At 70.6% G+C, this 24,933-nt stretch carries 25 protein-coding genes and 1 pseudogene; 12 read left to right on the top strand and 14 right to left on the bottom strand.

Going from position 1 to position 24,933, the window contains the following annotated elements:
• Positions 1 to 11: 11 nt before the first annotated feature.
• The gene (locus ACIBVQ_RS12865) at positions 12 to 656 is read left to right on the top strand and encodes an NAD(P)-dependent oxidoreductase (RefSeq protein ID WP_399177429.1); all 645 of its coding nucleotides are present in this window, start codon (positions 12 to 14) and stop codon (positions 654 to 656) included.
• A gap of 84 nt (positions 657 to 740) precedes the next feature.
• On the opposite strand, the gene ACIBVQ_RS12860 is transcribed toward ACIBVQ_RS12865, so the two are convergent.
• Together ACIBVQ_RS12860 and ACIBVQ_RS12855 are read right to left on the bottom strand one after the other, a co-directional pair.
• Positions 741 to 1,106: a helix-turn-helix domain-containing protein gene (locus tag ACIBVQ_RS12860; RefSeq protein ID WP_352015387.1), complete on the bottom strand. Its 366-nt coding sequence runs from the start codon at positions 1,104 to 1,106 to the stop codon at positions 741 to 743.
• A 14-nt stretch (positions 1,107 to 1,120) separates the two neighbouring features.
• A complete protein-coding gene (locus ACIBVQ_RS12855) occupies positions 1,121 to 2,701 on the bottom strand; it encodes an ADP-ribosyltransferase domain-containing protein (protein WP_399177427.1) in 1,581 nt (526 codons plus the stop codon).
• Between the two features lie 179 nt (positions 2,702 to 2,880).
• On the opposite strand from ACIBVQ_RS12855, the gene ACIBVQ_RS12850 reads away from it, so the two are divergent.
• From ACIBVQ_RS12850 to ACIBVQ_RS12840, 3 genes are read left to right on the top strand one after another with little or no spacing between them, the layout of a single operon-like run.
• The gene (locus ACIBVQ_RS12850; protein WP_362784088.1) at positions 2,881 to 3,543 is read left to right on the top strand and encodes a macro domain-containing protein; all 663 of its coding nucleotides are present in this window, start codon (positions 2,881 to 2,883) and stop codon (positions 3,541 to 3,543) included.
• A gap of 60 nt (positions 3,544 to 3,603) precedes the next feature.
• Positions 3,604 to 4,452 carry a sulfotransferase gene (locus ACIBVQ_RS12845; RefSeq protein ID WP_352015390.1) on the top strand — a complete coding sequence of 283 codons (849 nt, stop codon included), beginning with the start codon at positions 3,604 to 3,606 and terminating at the stop codon, positions 4,450 to 4,452.
• Positions 4,449 to 5,603 carry a glycosyltransferase family 4 protein gene (locus ACIBVQ_RS12840; RefSeq protein WP_352015391.1) on the top strand — a complete coding sequence of 385 codons (1,155 nt, stop codon included), beginning with the start codon at positions 4,449 to 4,451 and terminating at the stop codon, positions 5,601 to 5,603. The genes ACIBVQ_RS12845 and ACIBVQ_RS12840 overlap by 4 nt, the downstream gene beginning before the upstream one ends.
• 58 nt (positions 5,604 to 5,661) lie before the next feature.
• On the opposite strand, the gene ACIBVQ_RS12835 is transcribed toward ACIBVQ_RS12840, so the two are convergent.
• Positions 5,662 to 6,114 carry a hypothetical protein gene (locus tag ACIBVQ_RS12835; RefSeq protein WP_362784097.1) on the bottom strand — a complete coding sequence of 151 codons (453 nt, stop codon included), beginning with the start codon at positions 6,112 to 6,114 and terminating at the stop codon, positions 5,662 to 5,664.
• A 141-nt stretch (positions 6,115 to 6,255) separates the two neighbouring features.
• A complete protein-coding gene (locus tag ACIBVQ_RS12830; RefSeq protein ID WP_352015393.1) occupies positions 6,256 to 6,450 on the bottom strand; it encodes a hypothetical protein in 195 nt (64 codons plus the stop codon).
• A gap of 289 nt (positions 6,451 to 6,739) precedes the next feature.
• On the opposite strand from ACIBVQ_RS12830, the gene ACIBVQ_RS12825 reads away from it, so the two are divergent.
• Both ACIBVQ_RS12825 and ACIBVQ_RS12820 read left to right on the top strand, forming a co-directional pair.
• Entirely contained in the window at positions 6,740 to 7,315 is a 576-nt protein-coding gene (locus tag ACIBVQ_RS12825; RefSeq protein WP_399177424.1) for a hypothetical protein, read from the top strand.
• Positions 7,316 to 7,502: 187 nt separating this feature from the next.
• Positions 7,503 to 7,805, top strand: a complete 303-nt coding sequence (locus ACIBVQ_RS12820) for a hypothetical protein (protein ID WP_399177422.1) — start codon at positions 7,503 to 7,505, stop codon at positions 7,803 to 7,805.
• Between the two features lie 110 nt (positions 7,806 to 7,915).
• On the opposite strand, the gene ACIBVQ_RS12815 is transcribed toward ACIBVQ_RS12820, so the two are convergent.
• The 5 genes and pseudogenes from ACIBVQ_RS12815 to ACIBVQ_RS12795 all read right to left on the bottom strand — a co-directional run.
• Positions 7,916 to 8,554, bottom strand: coding sequence for an HNH endonuclease family protein (locus tag ACIBVQ_RS12815; RefSeq protein WP_399177420.1), 639 nt, complete (start codon positions 8,552 to 8,554; stop codon positions 7,916 to 7,918).
• Between the two features lie 41 nt (positions 8,555 to 8,595).
• Positions 8,596 to 9,486, bottom strand: a complete 891-nt coding sequence (locus ACIBVQ_RS12810) for a TetR/AcrR family transcriptional regulator C-terminal domain-containing protein (RefSeq protein ID WP_386189688.1) — start codon at positions 9,484 to 9,486, stop codon at positions 8,596 to 8,598.
• An 11-nt stretch (positions 9,487 to 9,497) separates the two neighbouring features.
• Positions 9,498 to 10,757, bottom strand: coding sequence for a carotenoid oxygenase family protein (locus tag ACIBVQ_RS12805; protein WP_399177417.1), 1,260 nt, complete (start codon positions 10,755 to 10,757; stop codon positions 9,498 to 9,500).
• A gap of 366 nt (positions 10,758 to 11,123) precedes the next feature.
• On the bottom strand, positions 11,124 to 11,711 hold the full coding sequence (locus tag ACIBVQ_RS12800) for a GNAT family N-acetyltransferase (RefSeq protein ID WP_399177414.1): 588 nt from the start codon (positions 11,709 to 11,711) through the stop codon (positions 11,124 to 11,126).
• A gap of 119 nt (positions 11,712 to 11,830) precedes the next feature.
• Positions 11,831 to 12,136, bottom strand: a pseudogene (locus ACIBVQ_RS12795) (GNAT family N-acetyltransferase); the annotation flags it as partial.
• 358 nt (positions 12,137 to 12,494) lie between these two features.
• Here ACIBVQ_RS12795 and ACIBVQ_RS12790 point away from each other — a divergent pair.
• The gene (locus ACIBVQ_RS12790; RefSeq protein ID WP_399177412.1) at positions 12,495 to 13,553 is read left to right on the top strand and encodes a hypothetical protein; all 1,059 of its coding nucleotides are present in this window, start codon (positions 12,495 to 12,497) and stop codon (positions 13,551 to 13,553) included.
• 223 nt (positions 13,554 to 13,776) lie between these two features.
• On the opposite strand, the gene ACIBVQ_RS12785 is transcribed toward ACIBVQ_RS12790, so the two are convergent.
• Positions 13,777 to 14,505, bottom strand: a complete 729-nt coding sequence (locus ACIBVQ_RS12785; RefSeq protein WP_362917852.1) for an AraC family transcriptional regulator — start codon at positions 14,503 to 14,505, stop codon at positions 13,777 to 13,779.
• A gap of 255 nt (positions 14,506 to 14,760) precedes the next feature.
• Between ACIBVQ_RS12785 and ACIBVQ_RS12780 the strand changes: the two genes are divergently transcribed.
• A complete protein-coding gene (locus ACIBVQ_RS12780) occupies positions 14,761 to 16,599 on the top strand; it encodes an SIP domain-containing protein (protein WP_399177410.1) in 1,839 nt (612 codons plus the stop codon).
• Positions 16,600 to 16,676: 77 nt separating this feature from the next.
• Here the strand turns inward: ACIBVQ_RS12780 and ACIBVQ_RS12775 are convergent, their stop codons facing one another.
• Positions 16,677 to 17,414 (bottom strand): DJ-1/PfpI family protein, encoded by a 738-nt coding sequence (locus ACIBVQ_RS12775; protein ID WP_386189679.1) that lies wholly within the window; start codon positions 17,412 to 17,414, stop codon positions 16,677 to 16,679.
• 72 nt (positions 17,415 to 17,486) lie between these two features.
• On the opposite strand from ACIBVQ_RS12775, the gene ACIBVQ_RS12770 reads away from it, so the two are divergent.
• On the top strand, positions 17,487 to 18,557 hold the full coding sequence (locus ACIBVQ_RS12770) for a GlxA family transcriptional regulator (RefSeq protein ID WP_399177408.1): 1,071 nt from the start codon (positions 17,487 to 17,489) through the stop codon (positions 18,555 to 18,557).
• A 384-nt stretch (positions 18,558 to 18,941) separates the two neighbouring features.
• Here the strand turns inward: ACIBVQ_RS12770 and ACIBVQ_RS12765 are convergent, their stop codons facing one another.
• On the bottom strand, positions 18,942 to 20,597 hold the full coding sequence (locus ACIBVQ_RS12765; RefSeq protein ID WP_399177406.1) for a fibronectin type III domain-containing protein: 1,656 nt from the start codon (positions 20,595 to 20,597) through the stop codon (positions 18,942 to 18,944).
• A 435-nt stretch (positions 20,598 to 21,032) separates the two neighbouring features.
• Here ACIBVQ_RS12765 and ACIBVQ_RS12760 point away from each other — a divergent pair, with 435 nt between their 5' ends.
• The gene (locus ACIBVQ_RS12760; protein ID WP_352015407.1) at positions 21,033 to 21,617 is read left to right on the top strand and encodes a hypothetical protein; all 585 of its coding nucleotides are present in this window, start codon (positions 21,033 to 21,035) and stop codon (positions 21,615 to 21,617) included.
• Here the strand turns inward: ACIBVQ_RS12760 and ACIBVQ_RS12755 are convergent.
• Positions 21,602 to 22,363 (bottom strand): SDR family oxidoreductase, encoded by a 762-nt coding sequence (locus ACIBVQ_RS12755; RefSeq protein WP_399177404.1) that lies wholly within the window; start codon positions 22,361 to 22,363, stop codon positions 21,602 to 21,604. The genes ACIBVQ_RS12760 and ACIBVQ_RS12755 overlap by 16 nt on opposite strands.
• 80 nt (positions 22,364 to 22,443) lie before the next feature.
• On the opposite strand from ACIBVQ_RS12755, the gene ACIBVQ_RS12750 reads away from it, so the two are divergent.
• A complete protein-coding gene (locus ACIBVQ_RS12750) occupies positions 22,444 to 22,917 on the top strand; it encodes an Rrf2 family transcriptional regulator (RefSeq protein WP_352015409.1) in 474 nt (157 codons plus the stop codon).
• A 5-nt stretch (positions 22,918 to 22,922) separates the two neighbouring features.
• Here ACIBVQ_RS12750 and ACIBVQ_RS12745 read toward each other — a convergent pair whose 3' ends face one another.
• A complete protein-coding gene (locus tag ACIBVQ_RS12745) occupies positions 22,923 to 23,567 on the bottom strand; it encodes a TetR/AcrR family transcriptional regulator (RefSeq protein WP_399177402.1) in 645 nt (214 codons plus the stop codon).
• A 148-nt stretch (positions 23,568 to 23,715) separates the two neighbouring features.
• Between ACIBVQ_RS12745 and ACIBVQ_RS12740 the strand changes: the two genes are divergently transcribed.
• Positions 23,716 to 24,927 (top strand): cytochrome P450, encoded by a 1,212-nt coding sequence (locus tag ACIBVQ_RS12740; protein WP_399177400.1) that lies wholly within the window; start codon positions 23,716 to 23,718, stop codon positions 24,925 to 24,927.
• Positions 24,928 to 24,933: the final 6 nt, after the last annotated feature.

Here is a 24,933-nt window from a genome sequence, read left to right as displayed (position 1 = left end):
AGGGATGTGCGATGAGCAGGATCGTGGTGTTCGGGGCCGGAGGCAACGCGGGCAGGAGGGTCGTCGCCGAGGCGGTTTCCCGGGGGCACGCGGTGACGGCGGTGGTGCGGGACCCCGGCAGGCACGAGGGGGTACGGGGTCACGGTGTCACGCTCGTCGCGGGGGACGTGACCCGGGCGGAGAGCGTGGCGGCCGTGGCGGCCGGGCACGACGCCGTGATCTCCACGGTCTACCGGGCGGACGTGCCCGCGGACGAGTTCTACACCTCGGCCGCCGACGCGCTGGTCGCGGGTCTTTCCCGGGCGGGTGTGGAGCGGCTGGTCACGGTCGGGGTCGGCACCGCCCTTGAGGTGGCGCCCGGGGTGGCGATGCACGACACGCCGGACTTCCCCGAGGAGTACCGGCGTTTCTCCGTCGGGCACTCGTCGGAGATCGCGATCCTCGCCGGGAGCGGGCTGGACTGGGTCGTGGTGACCCCTCCCCCGGTCTTCCTCGACGCCCAGGCCGAGCGCACCGGGGTCTACCGCGCCGGAGGCGGCGCCGTACTGCCCGCCGAGGAGGGCGCCCCGGCGTTCTCCTACGCCGACCTCGCGGTCGCGCTCGTCGACGAGGCGACCGAGAGGCGGCACACCCGCGCGGTGGTCGCGGTCGCCTGACCCGAAAGCCCGAAGCACCCGGAACCCCGAGAGCCCGAAGCACCCGGAAGGCCCGAAGGACGGGAGGCCCGAAGGACGGGAGGGTCAGACGGCGGCGTCGTAGGCCTCGCGGGCCGCCTCAAGCTCCGTCAGGTGCTCCTCGGACCACCGGCACCAGGCGTCCATCGGCCCGAGCAGGGACCGTCCCAGGTCGGTCAGTTCGTACTCGACCCGGGGCGGGACGCCGGGGTAGGCGGTGCGGGTGACGAAGCCGTCACGCTCCATCGCCCGCAGCGACTCCGTGAGGACCTTCGGGGTGATGCCCCGCAGCGGGACCTGGAGTTCGGAGAAGCGCCGCCGCCCCGGCTCCAGACAGACCATGATCTTGAGCGCCCACTTGTTGTGCATCCTCATCGGCGGGACGATGTTCCGGCAGCCGGCGAACATGTCCGGATCAAGTGGTTCGCTCATGTCCGTCACACTACTCAGGCCACCATGCTCTGCTCGTCCAGCTCGGTCAGTTGCACGGTGCACAGCCCACCGCGTTCGGTCCTCACGTCGGTCACCTTGAGCTGGGTGCCGGGGGTGAGGATGAACTCCTCCTCGCCGGTGAACGCGGAGAACGCCCGGATGCCCACGGCCCGGGTGGGACGCACCTCGAAGAGCGTCCGCTTGCCCCGGCTGCCCAGGAAGCCCCTGGCGACGTCCAGCTCGGAGGTGCAGGAGGAGACGCCCCACCATGTCACCGTACGGCCGAGCGGATACTGGGCCCGCAGGTCGAGCGAGACGCCGCGCCACAGCGGTTGCCGGTGGGCCGGCAGGTTGGAGACGGCCGCGAACAGCAGGCGCAGGTACGGCAGGTAGGGGACGATCCGGGTGCGGTCGGGGTCGCGCAGGGTGGCGTTGATCCGCCGGTAGAAGTCCGACTCGCAGGTGTAGAGGTACAGCGCGGCGGCCTCCTCCGCGGACAGGACGCCCGCCTTCCGCGCGCCGAACTCGTGCGCCCGCCGTACGTGCCCGCCGAGGCCGGACAGCAGTCGTTCGACGGGCTCGACGGCCTTGAGGAAGTCCATGAGCGGGGTGTCGAAGACGCCGGTGATCGCGGGCAGGAGCAGGCCCTCGTCCTTGACGCTGGCGAGCCGCTCCAGATAGAGCTGGTGGAGTTCCATCGTCGAGGCGATGAACTCCCCCATGCGGCCGGCGGTCTCACCTCCGGCGGCCGTGTTCCACCCCTTGCTGGGCAGCCAGTCGATCTCGTCGGTGCCGAGTGCCCTGAGGGCGTTGTTCACCGCGCCGAAGTGGTCGCCGTCGCAGAAGATGTCGCCCTGGGCCGCCGGGTTGGGGTGGTCGATGTGCCAGACCGTGACCTCGGGATACTTCCTCTCCAGGCGCTGGACGATCGCCTTCAGGTTGCGGGCGTGCGCTCCCCACCAGGCGAAGACGATGCCGCGGTCCTCCTCGTCCTCGGCGTCCCGCTTGGCCTTGAGGATCTCCTCGACGATCGTCTCGACGACGGGCTTCCAGAACCCGGTGTGTTTGGCGGTGCCCATCGCCCCGTCGCCGCTGACGGTCAGGGCGGCGTTGAGCAGCAGCACGCCCTGGGTGAGCATCGCCTGGAACCACTCCGGCGGCTGCACGGTCTCGTGCTCCTTGAGCAGCGCGCGGATGTCGGCGATCGGTGTCTTCTTGGGGATGCCGTACTTCCACATGGCCGCCGCCTTGATGATGCAGCGGATGCTCACGACCTTGCCGAACTGGCTGTCGTTCCAGTCGTGGAAGGTGTTGTCGAACATGGCGATGCCGGTGGCGCTCTCGGCCCTGGGGTAGGGGTTCTGGCCGAAGACGACGACCTTCCACCTGTGCGGCGAGTTGGGCTTGAGGGCCTGGAAGGTCAGTTCCCGCACGGGCACGATCTGCGGGTCACGGTTGGGGCCGATGAACCGGTCACGCCCGGGTTGCTGCTCGATGACCGGCTTCAGGAGCGGCAGCCAGGCCTCGCCCCCGGCGAAGAGCTCGGCCAGGGCCAGCGGGTCGTTCGGGTCGGGCGGGGTCTTGCCGTCACTCATCGTGAGCTCCTGGTCAGCGTGCCGTACGGACAACGGATGGGGCGGATCGGGGGAATTGTGCCGTCTGGAAGCCCTGGGCGCGATCTCCGGGACGGCCTCACCAAGCATGATCCAAATTGTCAGTCCGGCAGGATATTTTCGGATATGTCGGAAGAACCTCCTGCGACTGGAGCACATCCATGGCTGTCGAACACGTGAAGTCACCACTCAGGGTCGTGCTGACGGACGTCAACACCGAGGTGGTGCAGTCGTGGCTGGCGGCGTTCGCCGACACCCCCGAGATCGACATCACCAGGGGGTCGATCCTCGACCAGAACGTCGACGCCTGGGTCACCCCGACCAACTCCAAGGGCCGGATGGACGGCGGAGTAGACGCGGTCATCAAGCGGCACCTCGGGGCGGGCATCCAGCTCCGGGTCCAGCGGGCCATCAAGGACGAGTTCGGCGGGACGCTCCCGGTCGGCAGCGCCGTGTGCGTGCGCTCCGGGGCGGTCACCCCGAAGTTCCTCATCTCGACGCCGACGATGACCCGTTCGGCGCAGGACGTGAGCGAGACGCTGAACGTCGCACTGGCGTGCGCCGCCGCCTTCCAGGCCGTCCACATGCACAACAGGAACGAGCCCGGCGCCATCACCTCGGTCGCGCTGGTCGGCATGGGCGCGGCCACCGGCCAGGTCCCCGCCCGGGTCTGCGCCAACCTGATGTGGACCGGCTACACCCTGTTCAACGACCACTCCTTCCAGGACTACGACGACCTGCGCGAGACGGTCGTCAAGCAGCTCGACGGCATCGACGAACGCCCCGAGGAGCGGGTACGGATCGTCCCGCCCGGGCGCCGCTGACGCCGAGGTGCCGGGCCGTACACAGAGAAATGCCAGGAAGGCTGGGTAACGTGCCTCGCCATGAACTGGCAGCGCACGGTCAGCAAGGCCCTGGTCAGGGTCACCGGATTCCAGCTCAACCGGGTGAGGGACGCCCCTGAGGAGGAGCGGGAGCCGATACGGCCTCCCGCCGACCCGGTGACCGACCGGCTGCTGACCGCGCCGATCTTCGTCCTGTCCCCCGTCAGGTCGGGCTCCACGCTGCTGCGGGCGCTGCTCAACGCCCACTCCATGCTGCACGCCCCGCACGAGCTGCACGTTCGCAGACTGAGCGTGGACTTCGGCACCTCACTGTCGAAGCGGGCGATGGAGGCCCTCGGCCACAACGGCGCCGACCTGGAACACCTGCTGTGGGACCGGGTCCTGCACCGGGAGCTGGTCCGCAGCGGCAAGTCCTTCATCGTCGACAAGACGCCCGCCAACGCCTTCGCCTTCGAACGCATCGCCACCTGCTGGCCCGACGCCCGCTTCGTCTTCCTGCTGCGGCACCCGGCCTCCATCGCGAAATCCTGGCACGAGGCCAGCCCCGAGCGCCGTACGCCGCAGGAGGCCGCGCTCGACGCCCTGCGCTACATGAAGGCCGTGCAGCGGGCGCGGCGGGCGCTCGACGGCCTGACCGTGCGCTACGAGGACCTGACCGAGAACCCGAGGCGGGAGACCCGGCGTCTGTGCGACTTCCTCGGCGTCCCCTGGGAGACCGGGATGCTCGAATACGGGGAGCAGGAGGTGCTCCAGAAGGGCCTCGGCGACTGGAAGGACAAGATCCGCTCCGGAAGCGTGCAGCCGGGGCGTGCCCTCCCGGCCCCCGACGAGGTCCCCGAGGCGCTGCGCCCGATGGCCGTCACCTGGGACTACCTGGCGGCTCCGTGAGAGTCCGCTACCTGCTCCTGCACGCCTACGGGATGGGCGGCACGATCCGCACCGTCGTCAACCAGGCCAACGCGATGGCGCGGGCCGGGCACGAGGTGGAGATCGTCAGCGTCGTACGGCGCCGCGACGCCCCCCGCTTCCCCATCGACCCCCGGGTGCCGGTCACCGTCCTGGCCGACCAGCGCGCCGGGATACCCCAGGACTCACTGGGCCGCAGGGCCTGGCGGAGGGTTCGCGGGAAGGTCGTGCCGCCCGGCGAGTTCGCGGCGGCCTACTTCACCGAACGGGTCGAGAGGGCCGTCGCCGACTACGTCTCCTCCCTGCGGGACGGCGTCCTGGTGACCACCCGTCCCGCGCTGAACCTCATCTCCGCCCGCCGTACCCCCAGGAGTGTGGTCCGGGTCGCGCAGGAGCACATCAACCTGGCCACCCACCCGGAGACCGTCCGGCGGCAGATCGCCCGCCACTACGGCAGGCTGGACGCGGTCGCGACGCTCACCGGGACCGACCGCGCGGACTACCAGGCGCTGCTGCCGGACACCCCGGTCGTGCGGATCCCCAACGCGATCCACCCCCTCGACCGGGCGCCGTCCCGGCAGGACGACCGCCTGGTGGTGGCCGCCGGGCGGCTCGTCCCGCAGAAGGGCTTCGACCTGCTCGTCCCGGCCTTCGCCCAGGTCGTACGGCACCGCCCCGACTGGCGGCTGCGCCTGTACGGCACCGGCCAGGGGAAGGCCGCGTTGCGCGCGCTCGTCAGGGAGCACCGGGTCGGCGACAACGTCACCCTGATGGGACGCAGTGACCGCCTCGACCGGGAGCTGGCCCAGGCGTCGGTCTACGCGCTCAGCTCCCGCTTCGAGGGACTGCCGATGGTGATGATCGAGGCCATGGCCCACGCCCTGCCGGTCGTCGCCTTCGACTGCCCGACCGGTCCGCGTGACGTCCTCACCGACGAGGTCGACGGGCTGCTCGTACCTCCGGGGGACGTGGACGCCCTGGCCGGGGGACTGCTGCGGCTGATCGGCGACCGCGAACTACGGCTGCGGATGGGGGCCGCGGCCGTACGGACCTCCCGGGACTACTCCCCGGAGGTCGTGACGCCGATGTGGGAGCGGCTGTTCGCCGAACTCCTGGGCCCCGCCCGGCACTGAGCCCGGCTTTCCCGCGTCCGGGCCGTACCCGGAGCACGGGGCCGTCACCACGGGCAGGTCACACGCCTCCCCGGTCGTTCAGTTTCACCGCCATCTCGCGGGCGAACTGGCCGAGCCGTTCCTTGGGCAGGGCGCCGCACAACTCGTTCAGCAGCGCCGTCACGACCGAAAGCTCCGCCCTGTCCAGCAGCGCGAGCCGTTCCCCGGTGCCGTTCTTCTCGATCCAGGCGCGCAGCTGGGCCTCGTGGTCGTCCCGGGAGATCGGTCTGCCGTCGGCGCCACGGGCCATGGAGGTGACCGGCGGGGCCACGTTGCGGTCGTACAGCCCGGCCCGGCGCCCCGCCCGGAGATACCAGGCCGCCTCCGTCGCGGCCCGTTCGCGTTCGCCGTCGGTCAGCTCCTCCCACGCCGGGTGGGACGTCCCCTCGTTGAGGAGTCTGTGGCGTGTCGCGGCGAGCTTCTCGGCGTGCCCGCGTTCGGTGTCGTCGGCGTAGTGGAAGGCGATGGGCATGCTGGTCCTCTCCGCCAGGAAAACCTGGCACCGGTCCTGGCGCAGCAGGGGCGCGGTTCTCCGCCCAGCATCCCAGAGGATTCGGCGGACACGGAACCGCGGTGTCCACGGGCCGGACTCCGGCGGCTCATCGGCCTGTGGTCACACCTCCGCCGTCTGGTCGTCGGCCCAGAAGTCGAACAGCTCGTCGGCGCTCAACTCGTCGAAGGGACGGTCGGGAGGAACCCGTCCGGTCACCAGGACCCACGTCGTCACCAGCAGCGCCAGCAGCCGGTCGTCCTCGGGGTCCCGGCCGGGGGTGCGCACGAAGGTATGGGAGATGTCTACGCGCGACATGGACTCGCCTCCATGAGGGGTAGGCGGGAGGGTTCCCCCAACCCTCCGCCCCCCGAAGCCCGGCCGCCACCACTCCAAACGTCTCCGGACGGATCCGGAAAGCTCCTCCTCCATATCAGGCGGCCGTCGTTCCACAGCCGGCTGACTCCTTCCACGGTCTCCGAACCCGCGAAGAATCCACGTTTCCCGCACCCTCGCGCACTGGATCCCACGAACAGGCTTCGTAGATCATGAAGGGTCGGAATCCGCACCGGTTGGAGTCACTGTGGCCCTGAAAGAACGGTCTTCGATGAGTTCGATCGGCGCGCCGGGGTTTCCCCTGATCGGTTCGCTGGCGGTCGTCGCCCTTCTGCTCCTGTACGGGGCGAGCTACCCCGGCGGTGTCTCCCTCTGGGTGCTTCCCGTTCTCCTGGTGGCCCTCGTGCTCGGAGTGATCTGGTTCGGCCGCCTCGTCGCCAGGCTTCTCAACCCGGTGACCCGGCCGGACGTCAGGCGGAACCTGCCGCGCTGGGCGGCGCCGCCGGCCATCGGGCTCCTGGTCCTCGCCCTGGTCGTGGCGGGGGAGCCGGCGAAATCCAGGTTCGCCCTGTCCGAGCAGGCCTTCGAAAGGGTCGCCCGGTCGGCGGTGGCGGGGGACGCCGACTGGAAGACGAGGTCCGGAACGCTGGGGTCGTTCGACATCTCCTGGGCTGAACGGCATGGAAACACCGTGCGCTTCGCGCTGGCCGGTGGCGGCGACGTCATCCACGCCCACGGCCTCATATGGAGCCCGTACGGGGAACCCCCGTTGCCGGAAGAGGAGGAATACGAACCCCATGTCGAGCACTACTACGGCCCCTGGTATCTCTGGGTCGAGTCCTTCTAGCTTCTTCATGCTCGGTGTTTAGCCCTGTGGTCCGGCCTGCGGGAATTCTGTGCCGACGGGTTTGTTCGGCCCCGTGACGCCGATGGGAGAAATCCACATAGAACCGCTGAGTTATTACCGTCGACACGTTCGGTGCGGCTGTATACCGTCCGAAGGGAAACGCCAGATACGCGTATGAGGGAGGACCATGAAACCGATCGGGCTCGTCCTCGGCGCCGTGGTGGTCCTGGCCGTTCCGTTGCTGGTAACTCCTCCCGCGCACGCCGACGGCTCCTTCGACTGCTGGTTCGGACAGCGGCAGCAGGAGCAGGGCGGCTACGCGCTGGACGCGTGGAGCTGCGACGGCACCGGCTACGTCGACTTCACGGTCACCGTCAGATCCGGGGCGGCGGCGGGCACCTACCACTGCGGCTGGGGTTTCCCCTGGAACGGCACCCTGGGCGCCCACTCCTGCTCGGTGACCGGGAGCGGAGCGAAAGAGGCGTCGTGAGAACGGCCCGGCCTTCCGCCGCGGCCACGTGACCGACGCCCGCCTGGGCCCCGGCGCGCCCCTCCGCCGAAACGACGCCTGACCACTGGAGGCCGCCGGGAAGGCCGGCGTCAGCAGGTCCGGAGCATGTTGAGCAGGGCCGCCTTCTCCTTGCGGGTCACGAAGAGCCGGTAGTGGTGTTTCACGGTGATCCACGAGGTCGCGTACCGGCACCAGTGGGCACGGCGTTGCGGGCGCCAGCCCTGCGGACCCCGCCCGCCCTTGGCGATGTTGGCGGAGTGGCTGACGGTGAGCAGCTCGGGGCGGATGAGGTCGTTGGCGAACGCGCGCCGCTTGGCCTGACTCCACCGTTTGGCGCCCGAGCGCCACGCGTAGGCGAGCGGCACCACGTGATCGACGTCCGCCTGCTTCTCACTCCTGAGCCGTTTGCCGTCGTACGGGCTGTACCAGAGTCCCTTGACCGGACGGCAGGCCGCGTCGCGGCGTACGTGCCGCCCGTCGCGGGCCAGAACCGTTTCCCGCGTGTCGCATCTTCCCGCGCGGCGTTCCCAGGGTTGGAACCGCTCGCGGCTGTAGCCGCGGATGCTCAGGGGCCTGGCGACCTTGAGCCGGGCCAGCATGTGCCGGGCGAGGGCCGCGCTCACGGCCTGTGACTGCTTACGTGGTTCCGCTTCCGCCTGTGGGGTGGTGAGGGGAATGAGCGTGAGGGTCAGTACGGCGACGAGGACTGCCCGCCTCGGAAAAATCATGACTTTCCCCATACCCACCAAGATCCGGCTATGTCGACCGGTCACCGGCGGGTCTCCCGGGGGGCGATGACGGTGGTCAGGCCGTCGAGCAGGCGTTCGAGGCCGAAGGCGAACAGTGATTCCAGGTCGAGCTCCGTGCCCGGCTCCGCGACCTGGGCGACCAGCGGCCCGTCGGCGGACAGCTTGGCCCTGCCCCACTGTTTGCTGGTCATCCCCGTGTCCAGCTCGGCGGCTGCCTCGCTCTCGATGTTGATCGCCGTCCCGCGCACGTAGTTGACCACCGTGGCGTAGATGTGCAGCCGGGTGTCCGGGTCCAGGCCGAGGCCGTCGAGGGCGCGCAGGGTCCACAGTCCGTACGCCAGCTGCCCCGGCGGCGTCACCGGCCGGGTGATGGACACCAGCCGCGGCAACCAGGGATGACGCTGGTAGGCCGCCCATTGCAGCCGCGCGGCCACCCGCAGGTGGGAACGCCATCCCGGCGGCGGCTCCGGATATTCGATCTCGGCGAACGCGGCGTCGGCGATCAGCTGGGTGAGCTCGGTCTTGCCCTCCAGATGCCGGTAGAGGGCCATGGTGGCGACCCCGAGGTCGGCCGCCACCGCCCGCATGGACAACGCGGCCAAGCCGTCGGCGTCGGCGATCTCCATGGCCACGCGGACGACGTGGCCACGTTCGAGGCCTCCGGCCGAACGCGAGGGCAGTCTCCGGCCGGCGACCACGGCGCCGACCCGCGACGTCGACTCGATGGCACCCGCCTGCTTGAGCGCGGCGAGCGCCTTGCTGGCCGTCGCCATCGCGACCCCCCACTCGCGCATGATCGCCCGGGTGGTGGGGACCGGGTCACCCGGCCGCAGCTCTCCGTCGGCGATGCGCCGCTCAAGGTCGGCGACGATCCGGAGGTACGGCGGCTGCGGAGCGCTCACATCGGCCATGCTGCCACGCCTCAGCGGTCAGGCATCCAGTTGCCGTGCAGGCCGAGCGGCACCCTGACAGGGAGGTGGACGCGCGCGACGGGCTCACCGGTGAAGTCCTGGGCCGAGAGGATCACCAGGTCGCTCGCGTTCCGGAGGGGATCGTGCACGTACGTGAGCAGGTATCCCTCGTCCTCGCCTTGCCCCGCGGCGGCGAACACCGCCTCCCCGACCGCCTCGTCCTTGCCGAACCCGTGCACCTCGGTCGTCCCCCGTTCCAGGTCATGCTTGACCAGGGCGTTGGTGAAGGCGTCGTCCGGTGGCATGCCCTCGGGGGCGAACGGGATCCCGTACAGGGCGGTCGCGGCCGAGTAGCCGTAGCGGTACGGGCGGGTGGCGCGCGCCTGGTTCACCCGCGGGAAGTCCTGCGGCCGGTCGTCGACGCGCCGCCGGTGGAGCCCGTCCGGCGTGATCGTCCAGCGGTCCAGCGTGGGCCGGATCGCCCCGGGGTCGGCGGGATCGAACGGCCCCTCGGCCGTGACCAGGTCGACCACGATCGAGTCGCCGTCGTCGTAGGCGTTGAGCGTGTGGCTGACGTGGACCGGGTCGATGTCCAGCCACCGTACGTCGCCGCCCGTCCGCGGCATGACGCCCACCCGCGTCGGGTGCTCCGGCAGCCACCGGCAGTCGAACCCGTCGAAGCCCAGCGGCGTGTCCCACACCACCACGTGGTTCTCGGTGAGCGCGAAGTCGTGCATGAACGGTGTCCGCGTCATGGGGATGCCGGTGGTCTGGACGACGGTCCCCCCGGCGTCGGTCACGATGTGCTGGACGAAGTCGCGGCCCACCATGTACGACAGCGAGTGCAGCTCGCCGGTGAGCGGGTCGTGCTTGGCGTGCGCCCCCGCCGTGAATCCTTCCGCGGTCCCCCCCAGCTCGCACACGCCCACGGTGTTCAGCTCCTCGTCCAGTTCGGCGGGCGGCAGGCCGCCCTCCGCCATGGCGAAGGTGCGCCGGGCGTGCTCGATCACGTGCACCATGGGGGCGAAACCCGGTGCGCGCACGAAACGGTTGCGGTACCACTCGGCCCGGCCGTCACGCAGCCGCACCCCGTGCACCATGCCCTGGCCCATGCCCCAGATGTGCACGACGGGGTCTTCGACGCCCAGCGGGTTGGGCCCGTTGCGAAGGTAGCGGCCGTTGAGCTCGGCCGGGACGCGTCCGGTGACAGGCAGGTCGTAGGCGGTGACTTCCTCGGCGACGGGCGCGAAGGGCCCTTCCAGGTACTTCATGTGGACACCGTACGCAGGAGTACGACCATCCCTTTTGCAACAGCGGAAAGAGCCGCATTCTGCACTAGTGCAACGAGTGGGGCGCCCTTCGACGGCGACGGTTTCTCCGCCACCGCGGTTGACGAGAGCTGTGCCAGGGCCGACGTGACACGTGGCGCGTTCCACCACCACTCCAGCAACAAGGAACACATCTTCGCGAGGTCTACGCCATCTCAATGACCGTACGGCAGGCGTTCCTGGCCCGGCAGGACCCGTGGGACGGGATGGCGGCGGGCGGTGAGACGTCTTCCTGCCCCCGCCTCAGCCGAGCGCGCCGGTGCCCGGCACCGAACCGGGACGACCGTGGGCGACGCCTGACCGGCCTTCTCATCGGCGCGCACCGTCCGCGAGGGGCAGTTCCACCAGGAGTCGCTCGTGCACCGTGTGGTAGCCCACCGTCCGGTTCACCGCGATCATCGGCAGGTTCCGCTGGTTGACGGTCGTGCCGACGGTCCGCACGCACGGGAAGCGTTCGTGCAGCAGCAGGGTGTGCCGGGCCTTCATCCAGCGGGCCAGGCCACGCCGCCGGTGCTGGGGAAGCACCACCGTGTCGTGCTGTGCCGCGTCCCGAGCGTCGTCCCCCGCCACGGTGATCACCGTCGCGGCGACGACCTGGCCGGTGTCGCGCCACAGCGCCGCGTGCACCATCACATGCTCGCCACCGGCGGCCAGCTGCGCCTCCCAGGCGCGCACCGCCTCCCGGTCCCACCCCTGCCGGGACGCCATCTGCAGCGCGGCGCCCGGCGCGTCCAGCACGTGGCCCATGGCCTGACCGAAGGTGAGGACCAGCGGCTCGGGAACCGGGCCGTGCCAGTACACCGGCCGGTATCGAGCGGGGTCCGGGCAGGCGGCGAGATCACGGCAGCGGCGCAGCACCGTCTCGTCGAGCGACTGTTCCCGACGCTCAAGGCGCAACAGTTCCCGCGCTCCGCGCCAGGTGCGGGCGAACGCCTCCCCGGTTCCCCGGCCGGCGCCGTCGCCTGGATCCGCTCCAGTCCGGCCCGGCGGGCGTCCTCCGCGATCCGGGTCAGCAGGGCGGAACCCACACCGGCACGCCGGGCCGACGGGGCCACGAACAGGCGGAGGAAGCCGACGCGTGGATCGCGCGACTGTGGCCGGAGTTCGGCCACGCCGGCGACCGGCCGGGCGTCGTCGCCCCGGGCGACCCAGCGCGGTACGGCGGGCGCCTCCTCGGCGAGCAGCCGTCCGGCCAGCGCGGTCACGGAGGGCGAGTCTCCGGAGGCCTCCCGCTGCCCGTCGCCGAACACCTCGCACCAGGCGGTGAGATCGACCTCGGTCGCGTGGCATGGCACGAAGGACTCCACGGTCGCAGAGATCATTTCGACACTGTGACATGCCCTTTTTCGCGGGACGCCAGAGGACTTCCGCGGAGACCGGTGTCTGGAGCGGATCACCTGTCACGGCGGGGCGGGTGACGGAAGAATGGGGTTGGGCTCGTCGTTCTTCGGGCTTTCCAGAGCTACGAGGGCATCCGATTTCGTCCGGACCTATCCGGAGTCATCCGGATCGTTTCGACCTTGTTCTGTCTCATCCGGGTGCGCCTGACCAGGTCAACCCCCGATCGGCCCCGGACGAGGCGGGATATGAGATCTCCCCCTGCTTGACCCTCGGTTGATGCCAATATGACTCCAACTACTACCCGTAGATCACAGATCACTCATTTTCCGGCTGGGGGCGATGGCTCACTCACACCACGTCGCGACGCTACGCGCCTTCATCGCGCAGCTCAACGAGCTGCGTGAGCTGGCCGGTTCCCCCACGCTGTCCGAGCTGCGCAGGCTCTCACGGCCGTCGGGGAAGACCCCGGGCCTGGCGAGAGAGCTGACCGAGAGCACCACCCACGACATCCTCAGCGGGAAACGCAAGCGTGTCCCCGGCTGGCCGTGGGTGTCCTCCTTCGTGAGCGCCTGCACGACGGCCGCCGAGCTGACCGGGCTCGACGTGAGCGCCCTGGGAGACACGGACGCCTGGCACCGGCGTTGGCGCGTCGCCCATCTCGGCACCCCCACCGTCCAGGAACCCGCGCCGGCCGAGACGGCTCAGGCCCCGACGCCCCCGGCGTCCTCGCCGTTCACCCGGCCCGCCGTACGGCCTCAGGAGCAGTCCGGGCCCCAGGAGGCCCCCCGCAGGACGCGGCAGCGGCCCACCGCCCCGAGCGAGCCCCCGCTGCCCGAGGCCACCCAGCACCTCCTGCAGGTCTACGGCAGGACCGGTGCCCGGCTACTGCACCACAGCGACGTCGGCAACGGCGACGACTGCATGCGCCTGGCCGTCATCGCCCTGCTGAAGGGCTGGCCCGAGGAGGGGCGCCAGTGGCTGCGCCAGGCCGGTGACGCCGGGCACGCCGACGCGCCCGCGCTGTTCAACGACCCGCAGCAGTCGCGGGCCGCCGCCGAGCTGGCCTACCGGTACGGCCGCCACTACCAGCGGGCGGGGCCGGAGCAGCTCAGTGTCGCGATGTTCTTCTACCGCCTGGCCGGCAACCACGGTCAGGCGGACGCGGCCTACCGGCTGGCGATGATCCACCAGAGCAAGGGAGAAGACTGGGCCGCGGCCAGCTGGTTCAACCGCGCCGCCTCGAACGGCCACCCCAAGGCCGCCAGGAAGTTCGACGGCGCCTCCGAGCAGCTCACCCAGCCCCCGTGGAACACCGACGGCGCGCTGCCCATCGGGCTGATCGAGGCCCCGGCTCCCGTTGAGCCGCCGGCCGGTGACTCTCCCGCCGACCACGGCTGAGGCCCGGCCGTACGGCGTGCCCGGAAGCGGCCGGGGACGGACGGGGTGGGGTTGGCGTGCGGCGGCGGCCATGGTCCCGTCCCTTCCTCGGGTGGGCCCGGTTCCTCCTCCAGCACCGCGCCCACCGATGACGTGTCTATCAGTGATCAGCCGGTCACCTCAGGTGAATTGACAACTTCCGGGACCGGACCGCCATTGGGACGGTTCCATCGCGACTCCCCCTTCAGGCCGATTTCCTCGCGTACGCCCCCGGCGTCTGCCCGAAATGCCGTCGGAACGCCATGATGTAGCCGTTCACGCTGCTGAAGCCGACCATGGCGGCCACCGCGCCGACCAGGTGGCCGCGCTGGAGCAGGTCGAGGGAGTGGTTGAGCCGCAGCCTGGTCCGCCACTCGGAGAAGGCCAGGCCCGTCTCGGCCCGGAACGCCCGGCGCAGGCTCGTCGAGCTCGTGTGCAGGCTCAGCGCCCACTCGGTGACCGTGCGCGGATCGTCGGGCCTGCGGCCCAGTTCCCTGGCGACGGTCGCGGCCAGCGGGCTGCTCGGCTGCGGCAGGGGGAGGCTCGCCCGCGTCGCCGCCGACAGCGAGGCGAACGCGAACGCGTCGTCGGAGAGCACGGACCTGCGGGTCCTGCTCAGCAAGAGCCTGCGCTGCGCGTCGGTGACGTTCACCCCGGTGACCTCGGTGTACGGCAGGCGGTACCGCTCGGCGTCGAACGACTCGGAGACGATCATCGAGTCCTCGCCGAACCTGGCGCTGTGCGTGATCCCCGCCGGGATCCACAGGGCGACCGACGCCGACAGGCGGTGTTCCCTGCCCTGCGCGGTCACCGTGATCCACCCGAGCGGGACGAACAGGAACTGGTGGTAGGTGTGCGCGTGCGGCGGATGCCCCCAGTCCGCGACGAACTCGTCGTCCGCCATGATCTCCGGCCCAGGTACCTCTCCGATCACGGTCCGACCTCCTGACGGTCAGGGGTACGTGACCCCTGAGTGTGAGCGGCCGCCCTCCACGTTGGATCGACCAAAATAAGGTAAGGGTAACCTAAGTAGCCATTTATCAGCTTAAGAAGCAGGGGTACGGCCGCCGTGAGCGCCTGAATGGCACGGACGGACACACGGTTTGGCCGCCCGGTTGGATTTGTTTCGCCCTGTTCGTCCTATGGTCAGTTTCCTGAGCCCGTCGCCCTCTACCAAGGAGCAGCGCAGATGCCCACCCGCAATCCCCGTGCGGCCGTCACCTTTCCCATCGTGCTGAGAGAGCTGACCGTTCTGCGTGTCTCGGACGTCACGCCGGGAATGCGGCGGGTCACCTTCGGCGGCGAGCAGTTGCGGGCCTTCACCCGAGACGGGCTCGACCTGCCCGAACTGCGTTCCGAGGGCTTCGACGACCACGTGAAGTTCTTCTTCGGCGTCGGGGACGAGCCGCCCGTGCTGCCCGCGCAGAACGTCAGCAGCCTCGACTGGCCGGTCGACGAACGGCCGCTCGCCAAGGACTACACCCCGCGCCGCTTCGACCCCGAGGCCGGTGAGATCGACTTCGACTTCGTACGGCACGAAGGCGGCGTGGCCTCGTCGTGGGCCGACCAGGCGGCCCCCGGACAGGTCGCCTGGATCGCCGGGCCGAAGATGTCCCACAGCCACCCGGAGGGCGCCGACTGGCTCCTGGTCATCGGCGACGAGACCGCGCTGCCCGCCATCGGCCGCTGGCTTGAGGAGATGCCCGAGGGCACCAGGGCCAAGGTCCTCATCGAGATCGGCGACCCCTCCCACCGGCAGGAGCTGCCGACCAGGGCCGACGCCGACGTCGTCTGGCTGTCGCGGGACGGCGCCCCCGCCGGGACGACCGATCTGCTCGCGCGCGCCGTACGGGAGCTGGAGTGGCTGCCCGGGACCGTGTTCGTCTGGGCGGCCGGAGAGGCGGGTGCCCTCAAGGAGGTACGGCGGCACCTCGTCACCGAACGGGAGGTGCCCCGCGAGTGGATGCACCTCACCGGCTACTGGCGCTACACCGCGCCCTCCCCCGCCGCCGAGGCGCACGAGGAGGAGGACGACGACGCCCACGAGCGGCTGCACACGATGACCGACCTGGCGCCCGGCTTCGCCGTCAGGGCCGCGATCACGCTCGGCCTGGTCGACCTGGTCCACTCCGGGGTGCGTGACCTGCCCGAGCTGGCCCGGCGTTCCGCCACGGACCCGGAGACCCTCGGCGTGCTGATGTCCTACCTGGTGTCGATCGAGGTGTTCGCACGCGACGAGGACGGCGGCTACCGGCTCACCCCCATCAGCGACGAGCTGATCGAGGACGACCACTCGGCGGAGGAGTATCACCTCGACGGGGCTCATGCCGCCCTCGACCTCTCGCTGTCCGGGCTGGTGCACACGCTCCGCACCGGCCGGAGCGGTTACCGCACCGCGGCGGGACAGACGCTGGGCGTCGCCGTACGGACCGACGAGACGCTGGGGGGCTCCGCCCGTTCCATCGTCGAGGAGACCGCGCTGTGGGTCGTGCCCGGCGTCGTCGGCGCCTACGACTGGGAGAAGGTGAGCTCGCTGACCGCGGCGGGCAGCGGGACGGGCAGCGTCGTCAACGCCCTGGTCAAGGCCTTCCCCACGCTGAAGGTGCGGATCGCGGCCATGCCGTCGGCGCTGGGTGTGCTCAGGGAGAGCGTGCTCGACACCGACGTCCTGCCGAAGGTCGAGCTGGTCGCCTCCGCGAGCGCGGTGCCGCCCGGCGGGGACGGCACCTACCTGCTGGCGCACCTGCTGACCTGGCTGCCCGACGGCGACGCCGTACAGGTGCTCACCGAGACCGCGAACGGCCTGCCCGACGGCGCCGACCTGGTCATGGTCGAGCCGTGCGTGCCGGACGACTTCCACGACGCCGAGGACATGCTCTACCACCTGCGGCTCAAGTGCGCCTTCGGCTCCGGGCTGCGTCCCGCCGAGCGGATCGAGGGGCTCGCCGCCCAGGCCGGGCTGCGCGTCAGGTTCTCCAGGAACATCGGCTGGGACCACCGGCTGTGGGTGTTGGAGGCCGCGCGCTGAGGTCCGCTCGTGGTCCCGAACCTGCCGTCCACCGGGCCGGGCGCGTGTCCGAGGCCGCGCGCTGAGGTCTGTCCGGGTCAGTCTCGGCCGGTCCGGTAGACGGCGCCCCGGCGTTCGTACTCCAGGACCCGTTCGACGTTGAGGGAGACGTCGATGCCGTGACCGCGCTGGACGAGCCACAGGGCCAGTTCGAGGCCGCTGGTGACCCCTGCCGAGGTGACGAGGTCGCCGTCGTCCACCACCCGGGCGTCGACGACCTTGCCGCCCTGCTCGGCCAGTTTGTCCTTGCTCATGTGGTGGGTCGTGCAGGGTCGTCCCCTGACCAGGCCCGCCGCCCCCAGCAGCAGGGCGCCGACGCAGACCGACGCCATGACAGGGCGCGTACGGCGGGCGGCCCGCAGGGCGGCGGGGATCACCCCCCGCTTGATCTCCCTGGCCACGCCCGGCCGGTCGGGGTCGCGCGCGTAGCCGCCCGGCACCAGGATCACGTCCGCGTTCTCCGGCTGCCAGGGGGCGGTGACCTGGATCCTGGTGCCGCAGCTCGCGACGATCGTTCTCGGCCCGTCGCAGGTGACGAGTGTCGTCTCGATGGGCGCGCCGAACTTGCTCGCGATGTCCAGTGTCTCCAGCGGGGCGGCGAAGTCCAGCTCCTCGACGCCGTCGAAGAGGACGATGTGCACCCGCCGCAGGGACGACCCCGGCGTCGTGGTCGTCGCCGTGGTCGTCGCCGTGGCCGTACCGGTGCTCACCGCGGTCGGCAGGAGCGCGCCGGTGGTGACGGCGGCGGCGCTCTGGAGAAGGGTTCTGCGTTCCATGAGCCACGAGTCTGCGGTCGGCGGCCGGGACGGACCAGTGGCGTGAGTGCCGTGGTGCGCTAGGTTCTGGCCGTGCCCACCCCCGTGCCCATCGGCGTGTCCGCTCCCGTGCCCGACGCCGTGTCCGGTGGTGCGTCCGAGGCGGTGTCCGCCCCTGTGCACACCGTCGCCGTGCTGGCGCTGCCCGGGGTCGTGGCGTTCGACCTGGGTGTGCCCTGCCAGGTGTTCGCCAGCGCGTACTCGCCCGGCGGGACGCCGCTCTACCGGGTCCTGGTCTGCGGCCCCGGCGAGGTGACGGCCACCGCCGTGGGCGTCGCGTGTTTCCGGCTCAGCCCGGGGCACCCGCTCGCGGACGCCGCCTCCGCCGACACCGTCGTGGTGCCCGGCCTGACGCGGGGCGCGCCCGAGGTGACGCCAGAGGTGCTCGACGTCCTCCGTACGGCGGCGCGGCGTGGTGCCCGTGTCCTGTCCATCTGCACCGGCGCGTTCGTGCTCGCCGCCGCCGGGCTGCTCGACGGGCGCAGGGCCACCACGCACTGGCGGATGACCGGGGAGCTGGCCCGCGCCTACCCGCTGGTCGAGGTCGAGGCGAAGGCCCTGTACGTCGACACCGGGCAGATCCTCACCTCGGCGGGTGTCGCGGCCGGGCTCGACCTGTGCGTGCACGTGGTGCTGAACGACCACGGGCCCGCGGTCGCCGCGAACGTCGCCAGGGGCGTCGTGATGGCCCCGGAGCGCGAGGGCGGGCAGGCCCAGTTCGTCCGCCACCCGTCGCCCGCACCCGGCGGGGCCGATCTGGGGCCGACGCTGCGCTGGGCGCGCGAGCACATGCACCTGCCGCTGACGCTCGCCGACATCGCCCGCCAGGCGAACACCAGCGTCCGCAACCTCAACCGCCGCTTCCAGGACCAGGTGGGGACGACACCGCTGCGGTGGCTGCTGCGGGCCCGGGTCGACCGGGCGCGGGAACTGCTGGAGAGCACGAACCTGCCGGTCGAGCGGGTCGCCGAGCGCTGCGGCTTCGGCTCGCCCGCGTCCTTCCGCGCCCGCTTCGCCCAACGGGCCGGGGTCAGCCCCAGCGCCTACCGCGCCGCCTTCCGCTTCCGGGAGAACGCCCGGGGAAACATCCAGGACGCCCCCTGAACGTCCCCCGGCCGTCCCGGGGCATCCGGGGGCCGCGTGAGGAACGTCTCGGGGCCGGACGAGGGGTGTTCGGGCGCCAGGGGACGTGTCCCAGGGGTGGGCGGGGGACGTTCAGGACATCCGGGAGCCGTACGGGGACGTCCCGGGGGTCGGATGAGAGGGCGTTCAGGACGCTGGAGGCCCGTCCCAGGGAGCGAACCAGGGGCGTTCAGGACGTTCGAGGAGGCATTCGGGACGTTCGGGGGAACGGCCGAAAGGGGGCCTCGGAGAAACGACCGGCAGAACTCCCGGACACATCCCGAAAAATCGTGAATAAGCAGAAGAAAAGGGGACGGGTGGCGCCCCGTCCCCTTTCCGAACTTCAGGTCAGATCATTGCCGAAGGTCAGAAGCCCGCGGTGATCTTGGTGAACTCCCACTCGGCCTGCGGAACGCCGCCGCCGTTGACCCGGTCACGGTTGACCGCCCAGAAGGAGAACCTGGTCAGGCCCTTGGAGATGGCCCAGTCACGGATCTTGGTCCACTGGGCCGGGGTGGTCGTCTCGTTGTTGTCGGACTTACCGTTCATGCCGGAGATGCCCATGTGCGCGTAGGCCTCGGAGTCGCTCCAGCCGAACGCGCTCTTCAGCGAGCTCTTCAGCCCCTCGGAGGCGTTGACCGTGTCCTGGTACATCTCGGTGCCGCTGAAGTTGAACGGCATGATCGTGTAGTTGTCGATCGGAGCGCCCAGCGCCTTGGCCTGGTTGACCAGCCGGACGCCCGCCGCGCTCAGGGCCGTCTTGAACGTGGGGATGGTGACGACGATCTTCACGTTCGGGTTCTTCTGCCGGACGATCTTCAGACCGTTGAGGATCCGGTCCTGGACGGTGTAGTTCTCGAACTCGTCGGTGTTCTCGATGTCGAAGTCGACCACGGCCGGGCCGAGCGCGTCGATGACCTTCTGCACGGCGCCGGCGAAGGCCTCGGGGGTGGAGCAGTTCGGGCCGAGCTTGTTGCCGCTCCAGCCACCGAAGGAGATCTCGACGCTGCCGCCCTTGGACTTGATCGTGTTGATCGCGTTCTGGTCGGAGCCGCCGGTCAGCGGACGCTGGCCGTCCCACGCCGGGTTACAGCCGTTCTGGGCCAGGATGAAGGCCATCGTGAAGGCCTTGACGCCGGTCGCGTCCATCACCGTGCCCGGGTTGGGGGGGTTGCCCCAGCCCATGTACAGGTACGGGGCGCCGGGCAGCCTGGGCGACTGGGGGCAGCCGGAGGTGCTGGCGGTCACGTCGCGGCCCGCCGACTCGCCGTTGGCGTTGTAGGCCTTGATCGTGTAGGTGTGCGCCTGGCAGGCGCCGAGGCCCGAGATGGTCGCGGTGGTCGCGGTGACCTGCGCCTTCTGCGTGGCGCCCTCGTAGACGCGGTAGCCGGTCACGGTGCCGCTGGAGGCGCCCCAGGTCAGGGTGATGCTGGTCGCGGTCGAAGTCGCCGAGGCCGTACCGGGCTGACCGGGGGCGCCGTTGTCGCCCTGCGTGGTCGCGCTGACCGGGGAGCTCTCCGGCGAGCGGTTGCCCGCGGCGTCACGGGCGCGCACGGTGTAGGTGTAGGTGCTCGACGGGCTCAGGTTCGAGTCGGTGTAGGTGGTGCCGGTGGCGGTGGTCACCAGGGTCGTGCCCCGGTAGACCTCGTAGCCGGTCACGCCGACGTTGTCGGTCGAGGCGTCCCAGGCCAGCGAGACGGTGCTCGACGAGGTGCCGGTGACACGCAGGTTGCCCGGGGTCGAGGGGGGCGTCGGGTCACTGGGACCACCCGTGCTGACCTTCCACAGGGCCGGAACCCGGTCGGGCTCCCAGCCGGGCAGCGAGGTGTGGCTCTGCAGGCACTGGTAGTCGACGCCGTTGTGGGTGACGACGGTGCCCGCCGTGTAGGAGGTGTAGGGAGCCCAGGCCGCGGCGACGGCCTGGACACTCGCCTGTACCGCGCCGGCGTCGGCCAGCGCGGGGGCGCCCAGACCCGTCATGCCGGCGGCTAAGAGCGCGAGGATGACGACACGAAATCTCACGTCACACTTCCAGAGGATGGGGGGTGTTCTGGCATGCCCGCCGCTGTCCCGCAAAGTGGGGACGGCCGTGGGCGGAGTGCGTCTTTCACCGGGCGGGCCGTACCGAGATTTCACGTCGGCACTGCCTGGCCGGCATGTGTAACGGGACAGGGTCACGTTCAGCGCGGACGCCGAAGCGACCCGTTAAGCGTGAAGAGACAGGTGAACACCTCTTCACCGTTTTTCCATTAGGAAACTTTCCTAATAGATTCGGATTGTAACGTCGCCCTGACGACCCTGCAAGGACTCCGGTAAAGCACTCCTGACAATGAAGGCCGTCGACGAGCGCGACGGTGGCAGGGAATCCGTGCTTTTTGGCGCGTTCCCAGCTGTCGGTTCCTCCTGGACGCGGCGCACAATCGCACTGGGGAAAACTCACCGACAAAAGGGGGACACATGAAGGCCAGAGGAGCCTTGTCGCTCACCGCCGCGGCGGTCGCGCTCACCGTCACGGTCCAGGCGCCCGCCGGTGCCGCCGTCCCGACACCGGACCCCTCCCCGACCACCTCCGTCTCCGCCGCGCGGGCCGAGGAGACGAACTTCGCCTCGGTCGACGACGCCGACCTGACCGGCAAGATCGACAAGCACATCGCCAGGTACGGCGGGCAGCGCAGGGGCGCCAACCAGATCGTCTGGAGCGACAAGGGCGCCGTCATGACCTTCCCCACCCCGGTGAAGGCCACCGCGCGCACCGCCTACGCCAGGATCGCCTGCGGCTACGGCGACTACTGCCTGTACCAGCACGCCCTGTGGGACCGCGAGGGCGGCGCCATGATCGCCTTCTACGAGTACGGCCTCCACCAGCTGGCCGACTTCGGCTGGCAGGACATCACCAGCGCCCTGGAGAACAACCAGTCCGACCGCGCGGGCGGGGCGATCTACGACGACGCGACGACCCTGAACCGCTCCCGCGCGTGGTACAAGGCGGACGCCCTCGGCTCGGGCAACGACCGGGCCGACATCGCCTACCTCTTCCCCTGATCCTCCGGCAGACGCTCAAGCCACTCCTCGAAGGTGGTCGGCGCGATGCGGGCGCCCTCGCCGGGCAGCAGCACCTCGCCGGCCATCTCGACGCCGAACAGCTCCTTCCACGTCGGCACCAGCCGCACCTTACGGCCGAGCACCTCGTTGGTGCGCCTGGCCATGTCCACCAGGTCCTCCGTGTGCGGCCCGGCCACGTCGGGGTGACGGCCCTGGGGCTCACCCGTGACGACCTCGGCGAGGACGGCGGCCACGTCGGCGGGCGCGATCGGCTGCACCAGCAGCGGCGCGACGGTGGCGACGCCGTCCCGCTCCGTCCAGCTCGCCACCATGGCGGCGAAGTCGTGGAACTGCGTGGCGGGCACGATCGTCCACGGCACCGGCCCCTCGGACACGAGCCGTTCCTGCTCCCGCTTGCCCGCGTAGTGGGCGTTGCCCTCGATCTTGTGGATGCCGACGATCGACAGCAGCACGTGGTGCCGGACGCCCGCCCGTTCCTCGGCCGCCAGCAGGTTGCGCGTCGTGGCGCCGAAGTAGGCGATCGCCTCCGCCCGGTCTCCTTCGCCCCCGTTGGTGACGTCGACCACGGCGTCCACCCCGGTCAGGACCGCGTCGAGCCCCTCTCCTGTCGTCAGGTCGACGCCGAGTGAACGGCTGACGCGCACGACCTCGTGCCCCTGGCCTTCGAGGGCGGCGACGGTGAGGGCTCCGATGTTGCCGGTGGCACCGGCGACTGCGATCCGCATGATGACCCTTCCTCCCATGGTGTCACTTGCACGGTATCTCGGACTAAAAAGATCCGCAATGTCTTAGATAGACTCATGGCATGAAGTTGCCCGTGAGCACCGAATGGGTCCTGCACTGCGCCGCGTCACTGGCGCAGCTCCTCCCGGGGGAGATCGCGTCGGCGGCTCAGCTCGCTCAGTACTACGACCTGCCCGCGCCCTATCTCGCCAAGCAGTTGCAGCTGCTCGTCAAGGCGGGGGTGCTGGCCGCGACGACGGGCCCGAGAGGTGGGTTCAGGCTCGCGCGGCCCGCCTCCGAGGTGACGCTCCTGCAGATCGTCGAGGCGGTCGGCGGAGCGGCCTCGCCGTACGAGTGCCGGGAGATCCGCATGCAGGGGCGCGGGGCGCTGCCCCCCGAGCAGTGCCAGGACACCTGCGTGCTGGCCAGGAAGATGGCCGAGGCGCACGAGGCGTGGCGGAGCAGTCTCGCCGGGGTCTCCCTCGCCGACGTCCTGGACACCCTGCCCGGTACGGCTCCCGCCCGCACCCGGTCACGGCTGCTCACCCAGCCCTGACGGGCTCAGTCCCGGCGGTAGAGGGCGGTGAACAGCGGCCAGGTCAGGTCGGCCATCTCGGCGGGCGTGCGCGGGCAGCCGCGCTGCAGCCAGTCCGCGGCCACCCCGACCAGCGCCCCGGCGGCGAAGGCCGCGGGCACGTCGTGCGGGTCTCCGTCGCCCTGCCGTACGGCCTCCCCTGCGGCTTTCGCTGTGATTTCCGCTGTGGCCTTGCCCCTGGCCTGACGTGCCCCGGCGTATCCCGCCGCGGTGGCACGGCGGCGGATGTGGTCGATCACCCGCGCGCTCCCGCTCGGCCCGAGCAGGGCGCGGTAGAGCCCGGCGTGCTCGGCCAGCGTGGTGAAGAAGGCCAGCAGCTTCTGGGGGGCGTCCCGCGCCGGGTCCTCCGAGACCGCGCCGGGACCGGGCACGGCCCCGATCAGCTCGTCGATCATCACGGTGCAGGCGGCCTCGGCCAGCTCGTGGACGTCCCGGTAGTGGTCGTAGAAGGTGGAACGGCTCACCCCCGCCCGTCCCGCGACGTCGGCGACGCTGAGGCGGGACAGGTCCCGCTCCTCGACGAGCTCGATCAGCGCACCCTGCAACGCCTTCTGCGTACGGCGCACCCGCCGATCACCCAGGGGAGCTCTGCCGTCTCTGTTCGTGGTCACGGGATAAATCTACCTTCTACCTACACATGTAGGTTTTCCTCCATATGTAGGTTAAGTTCGATGACAGGGGGCGTACGGGAGGAAGATCGGGCATCGTCGCCCGAAGCGAGCGCCCCCATCGACCGTTCCGTTCGGAGGAGAGGCCCGCGTGACTACCGACGAGCAGCTTCTGAACTACCCGTTCCCCGGTGAGACGGCGCTTGAGCCGCCCGCCGAGTGGGAGCGGTTGCGTGAGCAGTGTCCCGTGGCCCATGTGAGGCTGCCCAGTGGCGACCAGGCCACACTGCTCACCAAGTACGACGACGTCAAGCGGGTGCTGGCCGACCCCCGCTTCACCCGACGACTCGACGCGCCCGACGCGGCCCGGCTCTCGGCGGAGGGCGACGGGGTGTTCAGCGGGGAGATGACGAAGATCGTCCCCGACACGGGTGAGGGCCACCAGCACTGGCGCCGCCTGGTCGCCAAGTGGTTCACCGCCAAACGGATGATCGCGCTGCGGCCCAAGATGACCGAGATCGCCGAGCGGCTCGTCGACGACATGGTCGCCGGTGGCGCCCCCGGCGACCTGCGGGCCGCCCTGGGCTTCCCGCTGCCGGTCTACGTGATCTGCGACATGCTCGGCGTGCCCGCCGAGGACCGGGACCGCTTCTCCCACTGGTCGGACGCGCTGCTCAACCTCACCCGCTACACCAAGGCGGAGACCGAGGCCTCCCAGCTTGAGTTCTTCCAGTACATGTCGGAGCACGTCACCGCCAAGCGCGCCGAGCCGGGCGACGACCTGCTCAGCGAGCTGATCGCGGTCGGCCCTCCCGAGGAGGGCGGCCTGTCCGACCTCCAGATCGTGGTCACCGGCATGGGACTGCTGGTCGCCGGGCACGAGACCACCGCCAACATGATCGGCAAGATGGTCGCCATGCTACTGAGCGACCGGAGCCGGTGGGAGCGGCTGCTGGCCGACCCCTCGCTGGTGCGCACCGCGGTCGAGGAGGCGCTGCGCCTCGACGCCAACGCGGGCATCGGCCTGCCGCGTTACCTGCGCGAGGAGATCGAGGTCAGCGGCACGACCCTGCCCCGGGGCACCACCGTGATCTGCAGCATGGCCTCGGCCAACCGGGACGAGGGCGTCTTCGACGCGGCGGCCGAGATGGACATGACCCGCTCCCCCAACCCGCACCTGGCCTTCGGCTCCGGGATCCACTCCTGCCTCGGTCAGGCCCTGGCCCGTACCGAACTCCAGGTGGTCCTTGAGGTACTGCTGCGCAAGCTGCCCACCCTGGAGCTGGCCGTACCCCAGGAGGAGCTGCGGCGGGTCGAGGGACTGGCCGTCGGCGGGCTGAACGAGCTGCCGGTCCGGTGGTGAGGACCG

Source organism: Streptosporangium sp. NPDC049376 (genome assembly GCF_044466505.1).
Lineage (GTDB): Bacteria > Actinomycetota > Actinomycetes > Streptosporangiales > Streptosporangiaceae > Streptosporangium.
This window is presented reverse-complemented; position numbering and strand designations above follow the sequence as displayed.

Bases quoted from the DNA above. Each gene is read 5' to 3' on its own strand.
- ACIBVQ_RS12755 (WP_399177404.1), bottom strand. From the start codon at position 22,363: ATGCGGATCGCAGTCGCCGGTGCCACCGGCAACATCGGAGCCCTCACC.
- ACIBVQ_RS12855 (WP_399177427.1), bottom strand. From the start codon at position 2,701: ATGAGTGACGGCAAGACCCCGCCCGACCCGAACGACCCGCTGGCCCTG.
- ACIBVQ_RS12750 (WP_352015409.1), top strand. From the start codon at position 22,444: ATGAAGTTGCCCGTGAGCACCGAATGGGTCCTGCACTGCGCCGCGTCA.
- ACIBVQ_RS12820 (WP_399177422.1), top strand. From the start codon at position 7,503: ATGAAACCGATCGGGCTCGTCCTCGGCGCCGTGGTGGTCCTGGCCGTT.
- ACIBVQ_RS12810 (WP_386189688.1), bottom strand. From the start codon at position 9,486: ATGGCCGATGTGAGCGCTCCGCAGCCGCCGTACCTCCGGATCGTCGCC.
- ACIBVQ_RS12760 (WP_352015407.1), top strand. From the start codon at position 21,033: ATGAAGGCCAGAGGAGCCTTGTCGCTCACCGCCGCGGCGGTCGCGCTC.
- ACIBVQ_RS12865 (WP_399177429.1), top strand. From the start codon at position 12: ATGAGCAGGATCGTGGTGTTCGGGGCCGGAGGCAACGCGGGCAGGAGG.
- ACIBVQ_RS12775 (WP_386189679.1), bottom strand. From the start codon at position 17,414: ATGGAACGCAGAACCCTTCTCCAGAGCGCCGCCGCCGTCACCACCGGC.
- ACIBVQ_RS12830 (WP_352015393.1), bottom strand. From the start codon at position 6,450: ATGTCGCGCGTAGACATCTCCCATACCTTCGTGCGCACCCCCGGCCGG.
- ACIBVQ_RS12815 (WP_399177420.1), bottom strand. From the start codon at position 8,554: ATGATTTTTCCGAGGCGGGCAGTCCTCGTCGCCGTACTGACCCTCACG.
- ACIBVQ_RS12805 (WP_399177417.1), bottom strand. From the start codon at position 10,757: ATGAAGTACCTGGAAGGGCCCTTCGCGCCCGTCGCCGAGGAAGTCACC.
- ACIBVQ_RS12825 (WP_399177424.1), top strand. From the start codon at position 6,740: ATGAGTTCGATCGGCGCGCCGGGGTTTCCCCTGATCGGTTCGCTGGCG.
- ACIBVQ_RS12860 (WP_352015387.1), bottom strand. From the start codon at position 1,106: ATGAGCGAACCACTTGATCCGGACATGTTCGCCGGCTGCCGGAACATC.
- ACIBVQ_RS12780 (WP_399177410.1), top strand. From the start codon at position 14,761: ATGCCCACCCGCAATCCCCGTGCGGCCGTCACCTTTCCCATCGTGCTG.
- ACIBVQ_RS12835 (WP_362784097.1), bottom strand. From the start codon at position 6,114: ATGCCCATCGCCTTCCACTACGCCGACGACACCGAACGCGGGCACGCC.
- ACIBVQ_RS12845 (WP_352015390.1), top strand. From the start codon at position 3,604: ATGAACTGGCAGCGCACGGTCAGCAAGGCCCTGGTCAGGGTCACCGGA.
- ACIBVQ_RS12850 (WP_362784088.1), top strand. From the start codon at position 2,881: ATGGCTGTCGAACACGTGAAGTCACCACTCAGGGTCGTGCTGACGGAC.
- ACIBVQ_RS12790 (WP_399177412.1), top strand. From the start codon at position 12,495: ATGGCTCACTCACACCACGTCGCGACGCTACGCGCCTTCATCGCGCAG.